Here is a 19,163-nt window from a genome sequence, read left to right on the forward strand (position 1 = left end):
TGATTCCTGACTCCTGACTTCTGAATACTATCCTTGGGAAAACGTCCCGCTTTGAGTTGGTACCCAAATATCAATCAAGACTTCAATAGGTCTGTGACCTTCTGTTTAATAAACGCTTCATCCTCAGGATTCTGATACGGGTTTCCTGCCCGATGTCCCCAAATCGAAGAAATAACAGCATACTCACTATGGGGAATTATCTTCGCCTCAGCCTCACAATCTTCCGGCGTAAAATACAGGTCCGTACTAGCAGGCATCACCAGGGTTTTTGCCGTAATCGATCCCATTGCCTTAACATAATCACCTTGGTAAACCGGATTATTTCCCACATCACAGTTCAACCACGTTTCAATCATCGCCAACAAATTATGGGGATCCCGCCGCCGATAGCCCGCCTCCCAGCTACGCAATAGATAATCCTCTAAAGACTCATACCCCCATTCCAGGTAGAGTTTAGCTCGATAATACGGTTGGGATGCCGCCCAACTGGCATAAATCTGAGTAAACGTATGAAAGCCCTTCTGCGGAATACCCTCAAACCGTTCCCCATTCCAGGCTGGGTCCCCCTGCAACGCAGCCCTCAAGCTATACAGAAAAATTCGATTATGGTCAGTGGTTTTAGCCGTCCCACACAACGCCACAATCCGCTGCACCCTCTCAGGATATAGCGTTCCCCAGTGATACCCCTGCTGTGCCCCCATGGACCAACCATAGACCAGCGCTAATTGCTCAATCCCCAAACTATCCAACAGAGCAGCCTGGGCCCGAATGTTGTCATAGTGGGTAAAGTAAAAACCTGGTTTCTTCGCATCCTCACAGTTGCTGGGCGATGTGGAAAGACCATTGCCAAACATATTGGGCATAATCACAAACCAGTGCGTCGGGTCTAAAATCCCGCCCGGACGCACCAGCCAATCTACATCCGTATGCTGTGCCCCATAGGATGTGGGATACAGCACAATATTGCTACGCTGCGCATTCAACTCTCCATAGGTCTGATAGATGATCTCTGCCTCAGGCAATACCACACCACACTGGAGTGGAAAATCCTGCAAAACAAAGCTGTTGGGAGATGTCATTATTTTTGCCTATGAGAGAATCCTAATGCAGTACTCACTGCACAAAACAATAATTCAATCCCCGTCTGGGAGGAGCAACGAGTGGATGTTCAAAGTTACCTTTTCCTATTCAAAGGCCCCAACAATGGATTGATTAACCTGTAAATACCCCGTATCGACCTGAGAAAAATACTCATTCAAGTCCTGATGGGCCTTCGGCAATGCATGGAACGGAATCGAGGGATAGAGATGGTGTTCAGCATGGTACGGCATATTCCACATTAGAAATCTCAAGGGCCAGAGGGTTAATGTGGTTCGAGTATTGGTTAAAGGATTGTTGTCATTTGTACAACCGCCATGCTCAGCAATCAAAACAAACCTGAGAAAGGGTTGCCCCACAGCCAATGGCAACAACCAGTAGGTAACAATAAACCAGGGATGACCCAAGGCCATAGGGATCAAGCCAATGGCAACGTACGCCCCCAACTGCAAACGAGTTGATGCAATCACATCGGCATGGGAACTCTGGGGCAAAAAATAACAACCCTCTAGTTGTCCAAACGCCATCTTGACATGACCTATAATTTTGTCGCGCCACCAGGGAAGACCACTCAAACGCCAAAGATACTGGCCTAGATTTTTGGGTTTAGGATCATCTAGCTCAGGATCTTTACCCAAAATCTGTGTGTAGCGATGATGCCACTTATGGTAGTACCGGTAAAACGTGCTGTTATATAACGACAGTAACCCGGCCCACCAGGCTACAACATCATTAACTTTAGAATTAGCAAATGCGGTCCGATGAACACACTCATGGGTAGGGCAAAACATCATGGCCAGACCGATCCCATAAGCTAAGAGTGCTGGTAGTCTTAGCCAACCAGACAGACTTCCCCATAGAAAACCACTAATCCCAAGTACCATCAAATGTGAAGCAAATCTAACGGTACCGGCTGCGTTAGAGCGTGTATTTAAAGCTTTCAGCTCATCAACAGCTAAGATTTTGTGAGGTTGTGATACTGATACTTTGGGAGATTGCGTCGAGTCAGTTAACATCTTTATAAACACAGATGGCACAAGCGCCTATAGGGTTAGATCATCATCATCAACGACGATCATTCAAGTTTTGCACAGCACTTGTTATAACAGGTAAAAAATAACACACCCCAGCTGGTATAACAAGTCAACGCAATATTTTATCAAACCCTGACATAGTCATTTCCCCATGTCGTCCGCTCCCCTGCATATCAGCATCTCAGAGCAGCTTCGCCAGCAAATTGAGTCCGGCGATTATCTGCCCGGAGAAAAGCTACCCAGCGAGCATCAGCTGATGGAAACCTTCAGTGTTAGCCGGATTACGGTTAGACGAGCCGTTGCCAACTTGGTCCATCAGGGGCTGGCCAAGTCACAACAAGGTAAGGGCGTTTTTGTCACACCCCAAACAAAAGTCGCCTACTCCCTGTCAAGTCCATTGATCTTTATAGAACAGGATCTTGCTGATAAAGGTATTCAGCTGACGTTTGAAAATCTTGCCTTTAAAAAGGTAAAACCGTCTAAAGGAGTACAGACAATTTTGGGATTAAACAGCAAGTCGATGGTTTACTTTCAAAAAAAGCTGTTATTTATGGATCAGGCGGTTGGCGCAGTTGATATGAGTTATCTCCTATGGGAATTAGGCCAGGAGTTTAGTCCCCAACTCAAGCAGCAAATGACTTTTCCTACATTGGAGGCCAATGGCATACCGATTGAGCAGATTGATGCGGTGATTGAATGTACCCACGCCGATTATGAAATGGGGGAGTATCTAGAGGTTCCCCTGGGCCAGCCTCTGATCGTATATCGCTATACGGCCTATGCCCGCAAGCATCGGCCCATATTACACGGAGAAACCATCTCTCGAGCTGACCGTTTTTGCTATTCCCTTTCACTACAGAAATAGACCAAATTTATAGCATAGGTTTTGCCTGATGGGATGATTTGGCTAAAAACCCTATTTGTGCAACAAAGCAACGAAAATGTCAGACCATTTTCCAGGTCATCTCCTCCCCCGCCCGTAAGGGCACGAGTTCGGTTTCAGTAAATGGCAATGCATCGGGAATGCGCCAGGTTGTTTTGGTCAGGGTGATTGTTTCAGTATTGCGGGGCAGTTGGTAAAAGTCGGGTCCGTGAAAGCTGGCAAATGCTTCCAGTTTATCCAGGGCATTAACGCTCTCAAACGCTTCTGCATATAACTCCATGGCGTGTAAGGCTGAATAACAACCGGCACAGCCACAGGATGTTTCTTTGCTGTTGCGGCCATGGGGGGCGCTGTCGGTGCCTAAAAAAAACTTAGGATTGCCCGAGGTGGCGGCTTGTAAAATCGCCTGGCGATGCTGTTCCCGTTTCAAAATGGGTAGGCAGTAGTAATGGGGGCGTATACCCCCTTTGAATAGACTGTTACGGCTGAACAGTAGGTGTTGTGGCGTGATCGTTGCCGCCATATTGCTGGTGGCCAGGACAAACTGCACCGCTTCTGAGGTGGTAATGTGCTCAAGCACAATGCGCAAATTGGGAAATCGCTGTTGCAAGGGGATCAACTGTTGATCGATAAATACTTTCTCGCGATCGAACACGTCTACATGGACATCGGTCACTTCGCCGTGTAGCAATAGGGGCATGTCCACCTGCTGCATGGTTTCAAAAACGCGATCGCATCTCCGAATATCCGTCACACCGAATTCTGAATTGGTCGTGGCACCAGCGGGGTAATACTTGACCGCTTTGACAACCTGGGATGCCTGGGCGGCAATAATGTCTTCGGGGCTGGTGTTGTCGGTAAGATAGAGCGTCATCAGGGGCTCAAACTGCTTGCCCGGCGGAATGGCAGCGAGGATGCGATCGCGATAGGCCATGGCATCCCCTAAGGACCGTACTGGGGGCTTCAAATTTGGCATAATGACGGCGCGGGCAAACTGATGCACCGTATGGGGCAAAACCGCTTTCAGTGCTGCGCCGTCCCGGAGGTGCAGATGCCAGTCGTCGGGGCGGGTGAGGGTAAGTTTTTCCATTTTTCAATCATAAACCACGTCCCAGTTGAAATCGGTCGTGGCTCCCCCCTGGGGCCTTTCTGATTGCCTCTGATCGTCGATTGCTCATCTGAGCAATCCGTTATGGGGGAGGGTTACGTAACACTGATTGTAGACAGCTAAGGATCAGTCATGTTTTACTCAGATTCGTTCAAATGATCGATCATTGAGGGGATCAGTCATGTTTTACTCAGATTCATTTAGATTCATTTAACATGATCGATCATTAAATCGGTCAACTTAACCGTTGATTGCCCCTCAACATTTTTTGTCTAAACTCCAGTTAATGAATCCATTCCCCGAATTCTGGCAAACCCCTGATATTTCCCGTCGGAGTGCCCTGAAACTATTAGGTGCAGGAGCCGTTGGCGGCACCCTAGGCTATACCCGATTTGCCAAGCCCCAACCCACGCTGCACCAGGTTGATCAGCTCGATTTACCCCAAACGGTGGGTCGCCCCACCAAGGCCGTAGTGGTGGGCGGTGGACTGGCCGGGTTAGCCGCCGCCTATGAGCTAAGCAAACGGGGGGTGGCCGTCACCCTGCTGGAGCGGTCACCCCAATTGGGGGGTAAAATCGCCAGCTGGACCATTCAGGTAGGGGACCATGAGCTGCGCATGGAGCACGGATTCCATGGGTTCTTTCCCCAGTATTACAACCTGTTTAGCCTGGTGGACGAACTCCAAATCCAGGATAATTTTCAGTCCCTCAATTTCTATGCCGTACTGTACAAAAACGGCTACAAACCCGAGGCCTTTTACCCCAGTAATGCCGCCTTTCCCTGGAATATTGTGGATCTGGCGGTGTCTTCAGAAAATCGCCTCAGCTGGGGCATTAACCTCACTAAGCTCAAACACCTGGAAGTTTTTCGGGAGATTACCAGCTTCCGCATGCCCCAAACCTATGAGCGTCTGGATCATCTGTCGGTCGAGGAGTGGGGCCAGGGACAATTTCCTAAGGGCCTGTATGACCTATACTTTTTGCCCTTTGCTAAGTCCAGTCTCAATTCCCCCGATGTGCTCAGCGCCGGTGAGCTGATGCAGTTTTTCCACTTTTACTTTTTTGGCAATCCTGAGGGATTAGCTTTCAATGGCACCCGTCAAGACATGGGTCGCTGTTTAGTCGATCCCCTCAGCCAGGCCATTGAGGCTAACGGCGGACGCATCCTCACCGGGGTGTCCGTCAGCCAGATCAACTGGAGTGGGGGGCAAATTGCTAGCGTTGATTACCAGAAGGGAAATATGGCGGTGAATCCGGTGCCGTTTTGGTGCGATCGCAACCCCCTGCTCAGTAACGACACCACCGACTACTATGGCGCAGGCGACCAGCTATATGTGGTTGAGGCCCAGGGCAACCAAGCCATCTCCCTCACCTGCACTCACCAAGGCTGCAGTGTCCACAAAGAAGTTGCCGCCAACGGCGATGGGTTTCTCTGTCCCTGTCACGGTGCCGCTTACAATAGCCAGGGCAAAGTGCTGAGCGGCCCCGCCCAAGAAAATCTAGCCCAGTTTAAAGTGCTGCAGCGAGAACATGACCGCATCCAGCTAATTGCCGCCCATCCAGCCAAAAATGGTGACGGCCTCGCCGCTAGTCTGGAGGCCGACTACTTTGTCTTTGCCGCCGATATTCCCGGCATCAAAAATCTCTTTACCCTATCCCAGGGGGAGCCCAACCCCACCATCATGGCCCAAGTGAACCAGCTGCAGGTAGCCGACCCCTTTGCCGTCGGCCGCTTTTGGTTAGATCGAGACTTTGCCTGGGACCAAAGCTGGTTCACCTCTCTCTCCGGCTACGATCTCACCGACAGTATTACCCTTTACCACAAGGTGCAGGAGGACTACATTCAATGGGCCGAAGACACCGGCGGTAGCGTAGTTGAACTCCATGCCTACTGCTACAAAGAAAAGCAATTCCCTACCCAGCAGGCCCTATTAGACACCTTCAAACGAGAACTCTGGGAGATTGTTCCAGAATTGGCAGGGGCAACTATTTTGCACCAAGAACTGGTGAACCAAAAGAACTTTGCCGGATTCCCCCCCGGCAGTTATCCCAACCGACCTGAAAGTGCAACCGCCGTTCCCAATCTCATGTTCGCTGGAGACTGGGTGAAAATGCCCTTTCCCTGCGGTCTGATGGAACGAGCCATCAGTAGCGGATTATTGGCAGCCAATGAGGTATTACATAGGGAAGGTCGGGCCCGTCGCCCCCTGATGTCCGTTAATCCTGAAGGAGTGTTTAAGGTTTAGACATGCTCGAAACCGTCCGCCGTGCTGCCATTAACCTCAACCACTGGTACGTCGTTGCCCAAAGCAGTGAGCTAACGGATCAGCCCCTAGGGGTGGTGCTATGGCAGCAGCCCATTGTGCTATATCGCGATCGCAGCCACACCATCCAGGCCCTCGAAGACCGTTGTCCCCACCGTCAGGTCCGCCTCAGCCATGGTCAAGTGCAGGGCGATCAGCTGGAATGCATTTACCACGGCTGGCAGTTTAATGGCGCAGGGGACTGTGTCAATGTGCCCTACCTGAGCCAAAAGCAGCAGCTGCCCAGCTGTCGGCTCCGCACCTACCCCGTCAGGGAACAAGATGGTTTTATTTGGCTGTTTCCTGGCCAGGCCGACCAGGCGAACCAGGTGCCCCTGTTGGGACTGCCCGAATGGGACCAGCTGAATTACATCGCGTCCTACACCACCATTGATACCCAGGCCCACTTCTCATTTTTAATCGAGAACCTCATGGACATGTACCATGGGCGGCTGCACAATGACCTACAGGCCTGGGCTAATCCGGTCTTAAAGGACATTGAGACCAGTCCGACGCGGGTAGATGCCCACTACGATGCCGAGAGCTATTACAAAATAGACAAGATTTACTCTGTTGGGCAGTTGTTTATCCCCGCTATGCGCCAGCTGAGGCCCACCAATTTGGATGTCAGCTATGTCTATCCCCATTGGCGCTCTGTTCTAGGGAATGACTTTAAAATTTACTGTTTGTTTTGCCCGGTCAGTGAAACCCAGACCAAGGCCTACCTAGTGCATTTCGTTTCCCTGGGGGCCTTCCATCGGTTACATAAACTGCCTATCAGGTTCCGTCGCTTTATTAAAAATCGTTTATTTAATGCAGCACGAGGTTTACTAGCCGGTCTCGTCAAGCAGGATATCCTGATGATGGAAGATGAGCAGCGAGCTTTTGAAACCATGCCCCAGCGCAAAGGGCCAGAATTTAACCAAACCATTAGCAAGGTGCAACAGCTGATCCATCAGCAATCGATTCACTAACAATCTTGGATCGGACATATTAAAGGTCGATCTCAGGAGGGCAAGCAGCTCTTAGTATGGTCATAGCATCTTGAAAATATAGCAAGTTTTACAAAACTATCTGCTTCGAGATCGGTCTTTCGGTGATTGCTATTAAGCAATGCTAGATAAAAGAGCATGCTAGATGAAAAATGAGGAGTCTGAGGTAATGACCTATTGCTTGGGAATATGTGTGAAGGAAGGGCTGGTCTTGGCTGCTGATTCTCGCACCAATGCTGGGGTGGATTATATTTCGTCCTATCAGAAGCTGTTTGACTTCTCAATTCCTGGGGAGCGGGTGATTGTGGCCTGTGTGTCGGGTAATCTATCGGTGACTCAAGCTGTTATACATCAGCTGCGCCAGGATATTAAAACCGGGGCCAAGGATTCACTGCATACCGTGCCCACCATGTATGAAATAGCTCGCTACATCGGCTATGAAATTCGTAAAATTCAGGACGAAGACCGTAACTGGTTAGACCAGGATGGGATTAAGTTTCAATGTAACTTTTTGGTAGGGGGCCAGCTACCGGGGGAGTCACCAGAGGTTTACCTGGTTTACAGCCAAGGCAACTGTATTAAGGCCACCCCGGAAACACCGTTTTTGCAGATTGGCGAAACTAAATATGGTAAGCCGATTTTGGACCGCACATTGACCTATGGCTCGTCAATGGATGAGATCGCAAAATGTGCCCTCCTCTCCATCGACTCCACCATGCGGTCCAACATTTCCGTCGGTCCCCCCATCAACATGGTGCTCTACGAAACCGACAGCTTTGAAATCCGCCACAGGGTTCAGCTCCAGTCCAGCGATCCCTACCTCGCCAAAATTCGTAAATACTGGGAATGCGCTTTGCGAGAAGCGACCCAAAATATGCCCACACCAGAATGGAATCGGGTATCCATCGATGCCGACCCAGACTTCTCCATTGAATGATGACCCACCTACACAAGATCGCTAGCGAAAGGAGTCACGTAGGTCACAGGTCTACCACTTCGATAGTAACTGCCGTGGAAATACTCAATTTGGATGGACCAGGACTCACTATCTGCATTGAAGCAGAAACAAAATACGAAGATGTACCCATCATTCCTGTCATAACCTTGGCCCATGATGATGACAAGTGCCGTGGCACAGAAACCAAGGAATTTAAATTACCATGCCTAACCCCATTAAAGTTGTTCTTGTTGAAGATTCTGCTATTGCGTTACAAATTCTACACCGGTTGATCGATTCATCCCCAGAAGTTGACGTTGTTGGCACAGCCCAGAATGGAGCCGAAGGGTTAAGGGTGATCGCCGAAACCATGCCAGATGTGATCTGCACTGACATCCAGATGCCCAAAATGGATGGCCTAGAATTTACCGAAAAAGTTATGTCAGAGTTTCCCCGCCCCATTCTAGTGGTGAGCAACACAGTCCATCCTTCAGAGGTGGATAATATATTCAATTTAATGCAGGCAGGGGCATTAGACTTTTTTCCGAAACCCACATCAGGTACAGCCATGGACTATGAAAAACTCAAGAATGCCTTAATCACCAAGATTAAGGTTTTGGCAAGTAAGAAAGTCTAATTTTTGCTCTAAGTTTTTAGTCTCAAAGTTCTCTCCCGATTTCCCTGTTTAGAAAAACCAGGAGAGAACTTTATTTTGTGGCTCTATCTGGCTGAAATTGTTCAGAAACTAGGCCAATGTAATCACCTTCAAGCGATTTCAACAGACCTAACGAGAAGTTTTCAGAAAAGTCATGTCATCAGCCCCTGTTTTTTCAGGGCCAATGCATCTCGCCTGTTGACCTTAACGAACTTTTGCCAAAGTATATTGAGCATCATCTTTAGCTGTGCATGCCAAGATCGTAGCAAAATGCTTTGCTAGGATTTCCACATAGGGAGGCTCAAATATCGACATATGTCCACCAGGACAGGGAAGTGCCTTAACTTCCCCCTGGACATATTGGGTCCAACCCATATCCTCTTCAGAGTGAAGATTTGCATAAAGTTCATCCGCTCGAATTACCCAAATGTCACTGGGGTAACTTTTCGGCTGATAGGCATTACTTATCTGTACTTGGCGACAATATATCGCATCATTGAAAATCCTGTCAGTGCCAAGATTTAATTTGCGATATAGCTGATATTGCTGCTCGCGAAACATCAAGCGAAACTGGCTCGATTCAAAGTCATATCGTTGTTTGATTTTTTCTATCAGATAAGATGGCCCTGTTTTCAAAAATGTTTTCCAGTAATTCTCATACCGTTGCATAACGGGGGCCATGGTTTCCCCTTCAGGGGTAGCTCGATCTATCAGCACACAAGCTTCGATCGTGTCTCCCTGCTGAATAAGTTGCTGCGCTATCTCGTAGGATAAAAAGCCGCCAAAGGACGGTCCAGCCACAAAGTAGGGGCCTTTAGGTTGAACAACCTTAATCTGCTTCACATAATGTGCTGCCAAAGCTTCTAAGGTATTAAATTGCTCATCAAATCCATCGAGTAAAACCGATTGGATACCGTAAACAGGGCGATCAGTCTGTAGCTGCTCCACTAATGGCTGGTAGAACAAAATACTGGTACCAACGGCATGCACTAGAAACAACGGTGATAAATCTGCATTGCCTGATTTCAGAGGCACAATACAGGGAGGTAGTTCAACCGGCGACGACTGTTGTATGGTCTCTGATTGTTCCCCTCCCAGTGCTTCGGCAATAGCTGCGATGGTCGGGGTTTGAAACAGTCGATTAATGGGAAACTTTTGACCCAGCTGACGCTCCATTTCGGCTGCCACCTGAATGCCAATGAGGGAATCTCCCCCCAGATCAAAGAAGCTATCCTGACGTTTGAGGTCACTCATCCCTAACAAATTTTGCCAAATATTGGCGATTGTCCGTTCAGTGTCGTTTTCAAAATCGCTGGCGGCCATTGCCTCAGCATCCGCGGCCTCAGTCGCTTCGTTTGTTTGTCTGCTGTTAGCCGAATCTTTCAGAGATATGAGTTTAACCCATTTATCGACCCTAGCTTGCAGATCTCCCGTCGATACCACCACCTGATGTAGTTGGGACTGGGACAAAATCCGTTCCAGGGCAGCCACACCTTCCTGGGAGGACATAGACAACTTTGTGATGGTTTGGCCGACAGAAACGTTACCTTGGTCACCTTGACTCTGTTGCAAATCATCCCAGTTGACATGTTGCCATGCATCCCAATTCACACTTAACCAGGGGAAGGATCCGGCGATGTTGCGCTGAGCTGTAAATGTGTCCATAAAGGTATTGGCTGCGGCATAGGTGGCAAATCCTAAGCCGCCCAGAATGGTGGAAATGGAGGACATCAACAGACAGAAGTCTACGGACTGATGCTTGAGGACCTGGTCTAGCACCAGCAAACCATCCACCTTGGGCTGTAGCTGTTGTTCACAGATACTCTTGCTAATGGTATTGATGTAGGAAGATTTGATTAATCCAGCCGCATGGATCACGCCATTGATGGCACCAAATCGTTGTTTTGTCTGGGCAACGACGGCTTTCATCTGCTGCAGGTCACCCACATTGACCTTGACCACTAGGACTTCAGCCCCTAGCTCTTCAATCTGCTGAATCTGTCGAATTTTACGACTCACCGGATCGTTTTCATCGTGGGTGGACAGCCAGGATTCATAGTCCTTTGGCTCTGGAAACTGGGAACGGCTCGTTAATACCAGTTTTGCCTGAACTGTTTTGGCTAAGTACTCAGCAAAGATGAGGCCAATGCTGCCTAGACCACCTGAAATTAAATAGACGCCTTTCTCTCTCAATCTTACGGGTTGTCCGTTGGCTGCTGGCAAACGCACGGGTTCAAAGGTTTGAATCCAGCGGCGAGAATCACGGTAGGCAACAACGGGTTCCGGTAGTCCAGCTTGAATCTCACTGAGCAATTGACCCACCAGTAGGGCCTGATCCCGAGGTTTAGTCCCAGACAAAACAACGTCAATGGTGCTGCAGCTAATTTTGGGAGATTCCTGGGGAATTACCTTGCAAACACCCAATAGAAGCGACTTCTCGGGAGACAGCATTTCATTGCCAGTCACCGTTTGCATCCCGTTTGATACCACAGCTACTTGACAAGCCTCAAATGTTTTTTGGCTTTCGAGGGCCTGGACTAAATAGAGCAGGCTGTAGAAACCCTTTTCTTTGGCTGTTTTAACTGAATTAAATGTGGATTGGTTGGCCTTGATAGGCTGCACGCTCCAGCTGTGGATAATGGTCTGTGGACATCCATGGCGAGCCGAGACTTGACCCATCAGCTTGATGTAATCCTTAGGGTCTGTCGGATTGATCACATATTCACTGTTCTCAACCCGAGAGAAAGATTTACCTGCTTTCACCAGGGTTACCTGGTGGCCTTGGCCTCTCAGCTGACTGGCCAGCTGGGCACCCAGACCAATAGTATCGGCAAAGATCAGCATGCACGATGTTTCAGTCCGCTGGGTCGGCGCCACCAGGGTTCTACTTTGCCAAGCGGCAGAGTAGAACCAATCTGTAATATTGGCTTTTTTACTCAGCGATACCTGGGATGTACAAACGTCGGTTTGGGTCCGCCGTTCTAGCCAATGGCGCTTGCGCTCAAAGGGATAGGTGGGCAAAGATAACCGCTGGCGGTTGTCCTCGCCATAGCAGGCGGCCCAGTCCGTCAGCCCGCCTGCAGCCCACAGCTTGCCCAGGGTGGTGTATAAAAATGCCGTGTCATTTTGACCGTCTTTGGGGTGACGGGTACTGGAAAGGACGGCATGGGTGGCTGATTTGCTGGGATGCTGTAGGGCAAATGTGGTTAGGGCTTTACCCGGGCCGACTTCTAGGAGAATTTGGTCCGGCTCATCCAGCAGCAGCTCCAACCCCTGGGCAAATCTCACGGTTTGTCGCAAATGCTGTACCCAGTAGCTGGGGTCAGTGGCTTCGCTGGGGGTAATCCACATGCCGGTGACGTTGGAAATAAATGGAATCTCGGGAGCCTGCCGCTGAACAGCGTTTACCCGTTCCCTAAAGGAGTCCAAAATGGGTTCCATCATCGCTGAGTGGAAGGCGTGGGACGTCCTCAGGCGACTGCAATCTACCCCTTTTTGGATCCACTGTTGTTCGAGGTCATCAATGGCCTCGTGGGGGCCCGCCACCACACAGCGAGAGGGACCGTTGATTACGGCTAAGGACACCTGATCACCTAGATGTGGCAGAATTTCTGCTTCGGGCAGGGGCACAGATAACATTGATCCCCCAGGCAGCTGCTGCATCATTTGGCCCCGGGCTGTCACAAGGGCCAAGGCATCTTCTAAGGCAAATACACCGGCCAAACAGGCGGCGACATACTCACCAATGCTGTGGCCAATCATAGCCTTGGGCGTCACCCCCCAGGACTGCCACAGCATGGCCAACGAGTATTCGATGGTAAATAGGGCTGGCTGGGTAAAGGAGGTCTGTTTGAGTTTTTCTGTGCTGGTCTCTACTTGGTCACTGTCGGGATAAATCAGCTGGCGGAGGTCCAGACCGAGATGGGGCAACAGAATCTCCGCACAACGATCTACCTCAGCCCGAAATACAGGCTCTGACTGATAAAGGTCCTGGGCCATGTTGACGTATTGGGAACCCTGACCAGAGAACATAAAGGTAACGGGACGTTCACCTGGCTCTTGGACGGCGTCAAAGACTTTCTTGGGGTTTAGAGGATCTAGCGCATTGATGGCATCCTGGGTGTCCTGGCAAAGGATCACTCGGCGATGGTTAAAGGGTTTACGGCCCACCTGCAGAGTGTAGGCAACATCCGCCAGGTTGACATCAGGATTCTGTCTTAGGTAGTCTGCCAGGTTAGCGGTGGCGGTGTCTAGAGCACTCCTGGTTTTGGTGGAAACTGGCAACAGTTTCCAGGGTTTTGAGGACTCAGATGACTCTAGTTGAGGCCCTTCCTCTAGGACGATGTGGGCATTGGTGCCGCCGATACCAAAGGAACTGACCCCAGCCCGGCGGGGAATACCATTGGTTTCCCAAGGAGACAACTCGGTGTTGACATAAAATGGACTGTTTTCCAGGTCAAGTTTGGGGTTGGGACTTTTGTAATGAAGATGGGGGGCCAGGGTTTTGTGTTTTAGGGCGAGGGCTGTTTTGATCAATCCGGCCATGCCAGCGGTCGTATCTGTGTGGCCGATGTTTGTTTTTACTGAGCCGATGGCACAATAGCCTTTCTTGTCAGGATTGGTGTAATAGACTCGCTTTAGCGCCGTCATTTCAATGGGGTCACCCAGGGTGGTGCCGGTACCGTGGGTTTCAATGTAGGTGACAGTTGTGGGATCAATGTCACCCATAGCTAGGGCCTCGGCTATGACGGCAGCCTGTCCTTCTACGCTGGGAGCGGTAAAACCGATTTTCTGGGAGCCATCGTTGTTGAGGGCCGCTCCTTTGATCACCGCGTAGATATGATCTCCGTCTTTAACGGCATCATCCAGTCGCTTCAGGACGACGGTACCGACACCATCCCCCAGCACGGTACCCTGGGCATCGGCGTCAAAGGCACGACAGTGGCCATCGGGGGATAAAATCATCCCTTCTTTGTAGAGATAGCCTTCTTTGCGGAACTTTGAAATGGCAGCGGCTCCTGCGATCGCAATATCACACTGATAATTCTGCAAACTTTGGCAGGCCGTCTGTACCGCCACCAGAGACGTGGAACAGGCCGTGTTGATATTCAGACTAGGCCCCGTCAACCCTAACTTGTAGGAAACACGCGTGGGCATGTAGTCCTTATCATTACTGAAAATGATTTGATACTCGTTAATGGCTGCCAACCGATCACGATTGGACTCAATGTTTTGCAACCGATAGTTATTTTGCCTAACACCGGCATAGACACCGATGCGAGTATCTCCAGTTTCCATGGGATACCCCGCATCCTCTAGGGCATGCCAGGCACACTCCATAAACAAGCGTTGCTGCGGATCGATAATCTCAGCTTCCCTCGGAGTCATGCCAAAGAATTTGGCATCAAACAGGTCAAACCCATCCAGGATGGCCGCCGCCTTCACATAGTTGGGGTCATTGAATACTGCCGGTTCTATGCCAGCATCTTCAAGTTCCTCATCACTGAAAAATGAGATGGACTCCACACCATTGCTCAGGTTATGCCAAAACTCATGGATGTCTTTGGCCCCTGGGAACCGGCAGGCCATACCGATGATGGCAATGGCATCCGACTGTTGGTTAACCCGTTCTTTCTGTTTCTTAATGCGATCACTACTAGCTTGTAACAAGGAGGGCTGGTCAGAGCCCGCCTGCCCCAGATATTGGATGAGCGAATTAATGGTGGGATAGGTAAAGAGGTCAACAACAGAAATGTCACTGTCTGTAATGTCTTCTAAGTCACTCATGAGCTGACTATGCAAACGACCCACCAAAATCGAATGTCCGCCCAAGTCGAAGAAGTTGTCGTGGATGCCCACCTGATCCACATTGAGAATCTCTTTCCAAATACTGACAATCTGTCGCTGTAGATTGTTCTGGGGGGCCACATAGGCCTCATCCCCACCCACGTTGGTCTGATCTGGCTTGGGTAACGCCCGCCGGTCTATTTTGCCATTGGGTGTTAGCGGAAATGCATCGATGCCAACAAAGATGGATGGCATCATGTAATCTGGCAATGTTTTCCGTAACCCTTGCCTCAGCTCAGCCGGTTTCAGGGTGACACCGTCGTTCAAAATTAGATAGGCCGCAATGCGCTTATCTCCAGGATTGTCTTCCCGCACTATGGCCAAGCCCTTATGAACCTGGGGCAGCTGTTCTAAAGCCGTTTCAATTTCCCCTAGCTCAATCCGAAAACCACGCACCTTCACCTGGTTGTCAATGCGGCCCAGAAATTCCAGCGTACCGTCGGAGCGATAACGGGCCAGGTCTCCAGTTTTATAAAGGCGGGCACCGGGCTGGTCACTAAAGGGATCATGGATAAACCGTTCACTGGTCAAGTCAGGACGATTTAAGTATCCACGGGCTAAGCCATCCCCACCAATATGCACCTCTCCGGGGATGCCAATGGGCAAGGGATCTATAGCACAGCCCTCAGCTGCTGTTTTCTCCCCAGTGGTGCCTGGGGGGAGTATGTAGAGCTGGGTGTTAGCAATGGGACCAGCTACGGGAATTGGCTGATCAATGGTCTTGACTTGGCAAGCGGCAGACCACACAGTTGTTTCCGTGGGGCCATACATATTCCAGATTTCACCCCCCATGGCGATCAGCTGACCGGCCATGTCACGGGGCATGGGTTCTCCACCGCACAACATCTTCAGCCCGTCACCATCCTGCCAGCCTGCGGCCAACAGCATCTGCCAAGTGGCCGGTGTGGCCTGCATGATTGTTGTTTGGGTTTCAGCCAAAAGCGATGATAGCTGGGCTGCATTGGTGGCAATTTGCCGAGAGGCCAACACCACTCGGGCTCCTGTAATCAGAGGCAGGTACAGCTCTAGCACCGCAATATCAAAGGAAATGGTGGTGACAGCCAGGAGCGTATCCTGCGGGGTTAACCCTGGCTGCTGTCCCATGGAGACCAGGAAATTCACCGCCGACCGATGGCAGATTTGTACGCCTTTGGGTTTGCCCGTCGAACCTGATGTGTAGATGATGTAGGCCAGGTTGTCAGGACCCACACCAGAGGTGGGATTGTCGTCACGCTGACGGGCGATGGTCTCCCAGTCCGTGTCGATACTCACCATTTGGACCGTCGGAGCGGCCAGTTTCTCTTCGAACTGCTGCTGGGTTAAGAGAATCGATAGGTTAGATGCCTCAACCATGTAGGCTATGCGGTCATTGGGATAGGCTGGATCGATGGGAACATAGCATCCCCCAGCTTTAAGAATTCCTAGCAGACCGACCACCATATCCAGGGAGCGTTCCACACAGAAACCCACCAACCCATCAGGTTCCACACCCATGCTCTGAAGGTGATGGGCCAACTGATTTGATCGTTTGTTTAAGTCACCATAGGTGAGTTCTTCACCATCAAATATCAGGGCAACCGCCTCAGGATTCTGCGCTGCCTGGATTTCCACTAGCTGATGGATACATTGATCAGCGGGATAATCCGTAGCGGTATTGTTCCAATCCTTAAGTAATCGCTGCCGTTCCGCTGGCGTTAGCATCGGCAGCTCTTGGACACTCTGGTCCGGGTTGGTAATGATGCTGTCCAGCAAAGCCTGAATATGGCCTGCCATGCGCTCTATGGTGTCAGCATTAAAGAGGTCAGTACTGTATTTGAGCACCCCCACTAAATCGCCCTGGGTTTCGATCATTTCTAGGGTCAAATCAAATTGACCCAACTGTTGTTTCAAGGACACGGACTCCAACTCCAGGTTGGCCCATTGTGCCTGGGTAGGAGCATCGTTTACGAGGAGCGAAGCCCCTAGCGTTTCGATGGCGCTATGCTCTAGATAATTAAAAAAGACTTGAAAAATAGGAGTGCGACTAGGATCCCGATTGGGTTGCAGGCGTTCAACCAATAACGTGTAGGGATAATCTTGATGCTCTGTTGCACCCATAACGGTGGTGCTAATCTGGCCTAGGAACTCCTTAAAAGAGCATGTATCCGTTAGCTTGCCCCGAATCGCCACTGGATTGAGAAAATATCCCACCACCTGCTCAAACTCTGCCTGGGAACGACCGCCCATGGGCGAACCAACCAGGATGTCCGACTGCCCTGTGTAGCGATGGAGCAAGGTTTGGAAAACAGTCATCAAAACGGCATAGGGCGTTGTCCCTTCGGCCTGGGCCAACTGTTTGATGCCTTCGGTTTGGGCCGCTGTTAGCTCAAAGTTATGGGCATTTCCATTGTGGCTACGGCGTAAGGGTCGAGGGCGGTCCGTGAGTAAATCTAGGGTGGGTAGGTTCCCCGATAGGTTCTCTTGCCAATAGTTCCAGAGCTTTTCGCCTTCAGGGCCTGCCAAGGTTTGAGTTTGCCACGCTACGTAGTCACTATATTGCTTGGCCAGGGGTACCAATGGAGCCGTCGTACCTGCTTTAGCCGCTAGATAAAGCTGTTCAGCATCCTTTAGCAGCGGTTCATGGGACCCTACATCATAAACAATATGATGTAGGGTCAATAGTAAGATATGGTCTTGCTGGGCATAGGTGTACAGGGTCACCCTAAAGATAGGGCCTTGCTCTAGAGCAAACGGTGTACGGTGGGTATCCGCAACGTGTTGGTTAAGCTGTTCTTCGCTCCAGCCCGTCGCATCAATTTGATTAAAGCATAGGCCCAAATTGGGATGCACTACTTGAACGGGGCTACCATCTGCTTGGGTCGTAAAGGTAGTCCGTAAACTGGGATGACGATCGATCAGTCCTTGAAAGGCTTGTTTGAGACAGACGACATCTACAGGGGATTTGATCCGAGTTGGAATACTGACGTTATAAGCATTGCTCGAGCGATCGCCCTGATACAGAAACCAAAGTGATTGCTGACCGTAGGATAAGGGGAAAGTTTCTTGTTTTGCGTGAGGGGTTTTGAGCACAGAGCTTTCTTCCGGGAACATTTGATCAGCAGGGCAATGTAAAGACATCGTTAAATGGTATTGGTTTAAAATAGTATTGGATTGAATACAAAACAATCCGGAAACTGATTAACTGAGATCTTGCACCTCTCTCAATAAGTTAGATTTTTCGCAATAAGCTAAAGTTCAGATAACTGAAATGCCTATTCTGTCGTTAAATTCCAGCTGATTATTTAGTTCGTATGAACTGGTGCAAGATCTGAGTTAATGAAGCTAGTATGTGAGTCTGGATGTATAAAAGACATATTTCCAGAACAAAATGTTTCCAGGTTGACGACGGCATTAATCATCATCCAATAAAGCCAAATAAGAGCTCCTGCACATCATCTCCAAATAGGTAGACTCAATTTTTTATAAAATAGAATTTTAGCTAAAGGCATTAATTCAAAGGCTTTTAGGCTTTAGGGCATAGAGCTTTATTAGTTATGCCCAACCACTTATGCAGAATCGTAACCGTCCCTGGAACTTGAAAACGGTTAGCATCTCAACGAAGTTAATAGGGTTTCAGGTGTTGGACAACCTGTGGTTTAGCTATCAAAATCGTTGAAACGACCAAAACTCGTTAAATGCTTGGGATGGTTACGCAGAATCAACTCACGCATAATTTTTTGAATTAAAATTTGTTGATTTGAGAAATTGAGTTCCATCAGATGTATTTAATAAGAGGCCTGTTGCGACACAATAACCTAATAGGCAGAAGATCCTTGTTGAGCATGAATTCTAGGTGATTTTGCGTTACAAAAGTCGAGTCCGCACTTTATTTTTAAGCAGATCCCTAAAGAGACAATCATGAAGAATAGAATCCTGCATGATTGTCTGTTTAGATAAGGCCATTTAGCGTCTTAGATAAAGTTATTTAGCGTAATCTGAAGTTGATTACTTAATTAACTGGTGGTAACCGTCCCTGCTATCTGACGAAGATTGGTCGTTTCAGCCATTTAAGGTCTGAAGACCGCTCAAGGTACAAGCTGAAACCCTATTAAACTCGTTGAGCACTAAGCTCAATATGAGTTCCAGGGACGGTTACTAACTGGTGCAAGATGTGAATTAAATGTAAATTAGACTAAAGGCATTTTATGCTTTAGATTATTGATTTAATTGTACCCACCTAAACTTACTTTTCCTTAAACTGTTAAATTTGGATGTCAGAAATTGTTGGGAGTTTAGGTGATTTTGTGTAAGGGGTCTAGAATCTAATT

At 49.3% G+C, this 19,163-nt stretch carries 9 protein-coding genes; 5 read left to right on the top strand and 4 right to left on the bottom strand.

Annotated features, from left to right (window positions below; all coding sequences use genetic code 11):
• Positions 1–74: 74 nt before the first annotated feature.
• Positions 75–1,079, bottom strand: coding sequence for an alpha/beta fold hydrolase (locus tag VB741_RS17540; protein ID WP_323366486.1), 1,005 nt, complete (start codon positions 1,077–1,079; stop codon positions 75–77).
• 105 nt (positions 1,080–1,184) lie between these two features.
• Complete coding sequence (locus tag VB741_RS17545; protein WP_326522194.1) at positions 1,185–1,982, bottom strand: fatty acid desaturase; 798 nt, start codon at positions 1,980–1,982, stop codon at positions 1,185–1,187.
• Positions 1,983–2,283: 301 nt separating this feature from the next.
• On the opposite strand from VB741_RS17545, the gene VB741_RS17550 reads away from it, so the two are divergent.
• Complete coding sequence (locus VB741_RS17550; RefSeq protein ID WP_323366488.1) at positions 2,284–2,997, top strand: GntR family transcriptional regulator; 714 nt, start codon at positions 2,284–2,286, stop codon at positions 2,995–2,997.
• Between the two features lie 79 nt (positions 2,998–3,076).
• Here VB741_RS17550 and pyrC read toward each other — a convergent pair whose 3' ends face one another.
• Positions 3,077–4,105: a dihydroorotase gene (gene pyrC / locus VB741_RS17555; RefSeq protein ID WP_323366489.1), complete on the bottom strand. Its 1,029-nt coding sequence runs from the start codon at positions 4,103–4,105 to the stop codon at positions 3,077–3,079.
• A 304-nt stretch (positions 4,106–4,409) separates the two neighbouring features.
• Between pyrC and VB741_RS17560 the strand changes: the two genes are divergently transcribed.
• The 4 genes from VB741_RS17560 (at position 4,410) to VB741_RS17575 (ending at position 8,991) form a co-directional block, all read left to right on the top strand.
• Positions 4,410–6,368 (top strand): FAD-dependent oxidoreductase, encoded by a 1,959-nt coding sequence (locus tag VB741_RS17560; protein ID WP_323366490.1) that lies wholly within the window; start codon positions 4,410–4,412, stop codon positions 6,366–6,368.
• Positions 6,369–6,370: 2 nt separating this feature from the next.
• Positions 6,371–7,399: an aromatic ring-hydroxylating dioxygenase subunit alpha gene (locus VB741_RS17565; RefSeq protein ID WP_323366491.1), complete on the top strand. Its 1,029-nt coding sequence runs from the start codon at positions 6,371–6,373 to the stop codon at positions 7,397–7,399.
• 187 nt (positions 7,400–7,586) lie between these two features.
• Positions 7,587–8,354, top strand: a complete 768-nt coding sequence (locus tag VB741_RS17570) for a peptidase (RefSeq protein WP_442786388.1) — start codon at positions 7,587–7,589, stop codon at positions 8,352–8,354.
• A 223-nt stretch (positions 8,355–8,577) separates the two neighbouring features.
• Positions 8,578–8,991 (top strand): response regulator, encoded by a 414-nt coding sequence (locus VB741_RS17575; RefSeq protein WP_323366493.1) that lies wholly within the window; start codon positions 8,578–8,580, stop codon positions 8,989–8,991.
• A 222-nt stretch (positions 8,992–9,213) separates the two neighbouring features.
• Here VB741_RS17575 and VB741_RS17580 read toward each other — a convergent pair whose 3' ends face one another.
• Positions 9,214–17,925, bottom strand: a complete 8,712-nt coding sequence (locus tag VB741_RS17580; RefSeq protein ID WP_323366494.1) for a non-ribosomal peptide synthetase/type I polyketide synthase — start codon at positions 17,923–17,925, stop codon at positions 9,214–9,216.
• Positions 17,926–19,163 lie beyond the last annotated feature (1,238 nt).

The sequence above is a fragment of the Leptothoe sp. PORK10 BA2 genome (genome assembly GCF_034932105.1).
GTDB lineage: Bacteria > Cyanobacteriota > Cyanobacteriia > Phormidesmidales > Phormidesmidaceae > Leptothoe.

Coding starts and splice junctions, on each gene's coding strand:
- VB741_RS17540 (WP_323366486.1), bottom strand. CDS start 1,079: ATGACATCTCCCAACAGCTTTGTTTTGCAGGATTTTCCACTCCAGTGT.
- VB741_RS17545 (WP_326522194.1), bottom strand. CDS start 1,982: ATGGTACTTGGGATTAGTGGTTTTCTATGGGGAAGTCTGTCTGGTTGG.
- VB741_RS17550 (WP_323366488.1), top strand. CDS start 2,284: ATGTCGTCCGCTCCCCTGCATATCAGCATCTCAGAGCAGCTTCGCCAG.
- pyrC (WP_323366489.1), bottom strand. CDS start 4,105: ATGGAAAAACTTACCCTCACCCGCCCCGACGACTGGCATCTGCACCTC.
- VB741_RS17560 (WP_323366490.1), top strand. CDS start 4,410: ATGAATCCATTCCCCGAATTCTGGCAAACCCCTGATATTTCCCGTCGG.
- VB741_RS17565 (WP_323366491.1), top strand. CDS start 6,371: ATGCTCGAAACCGTCCGCCGTGCTGCCATTAACCTCAACCACTGGTAC.
- VB741_RS17570 (WP_442786388.1), top strand. CDS start 7,587: ATGACCTATTGCTTGGGAATATGTGTGAAGGAAGGGCTGGTCTTGGCT.
- VB741_RS17575 (WP_323366493.1), top strand. CDS start 8,578: ATGCCTAACCCCATTAAAGTTGTTCTTGTTGAAGATTCTGCTATTGCG.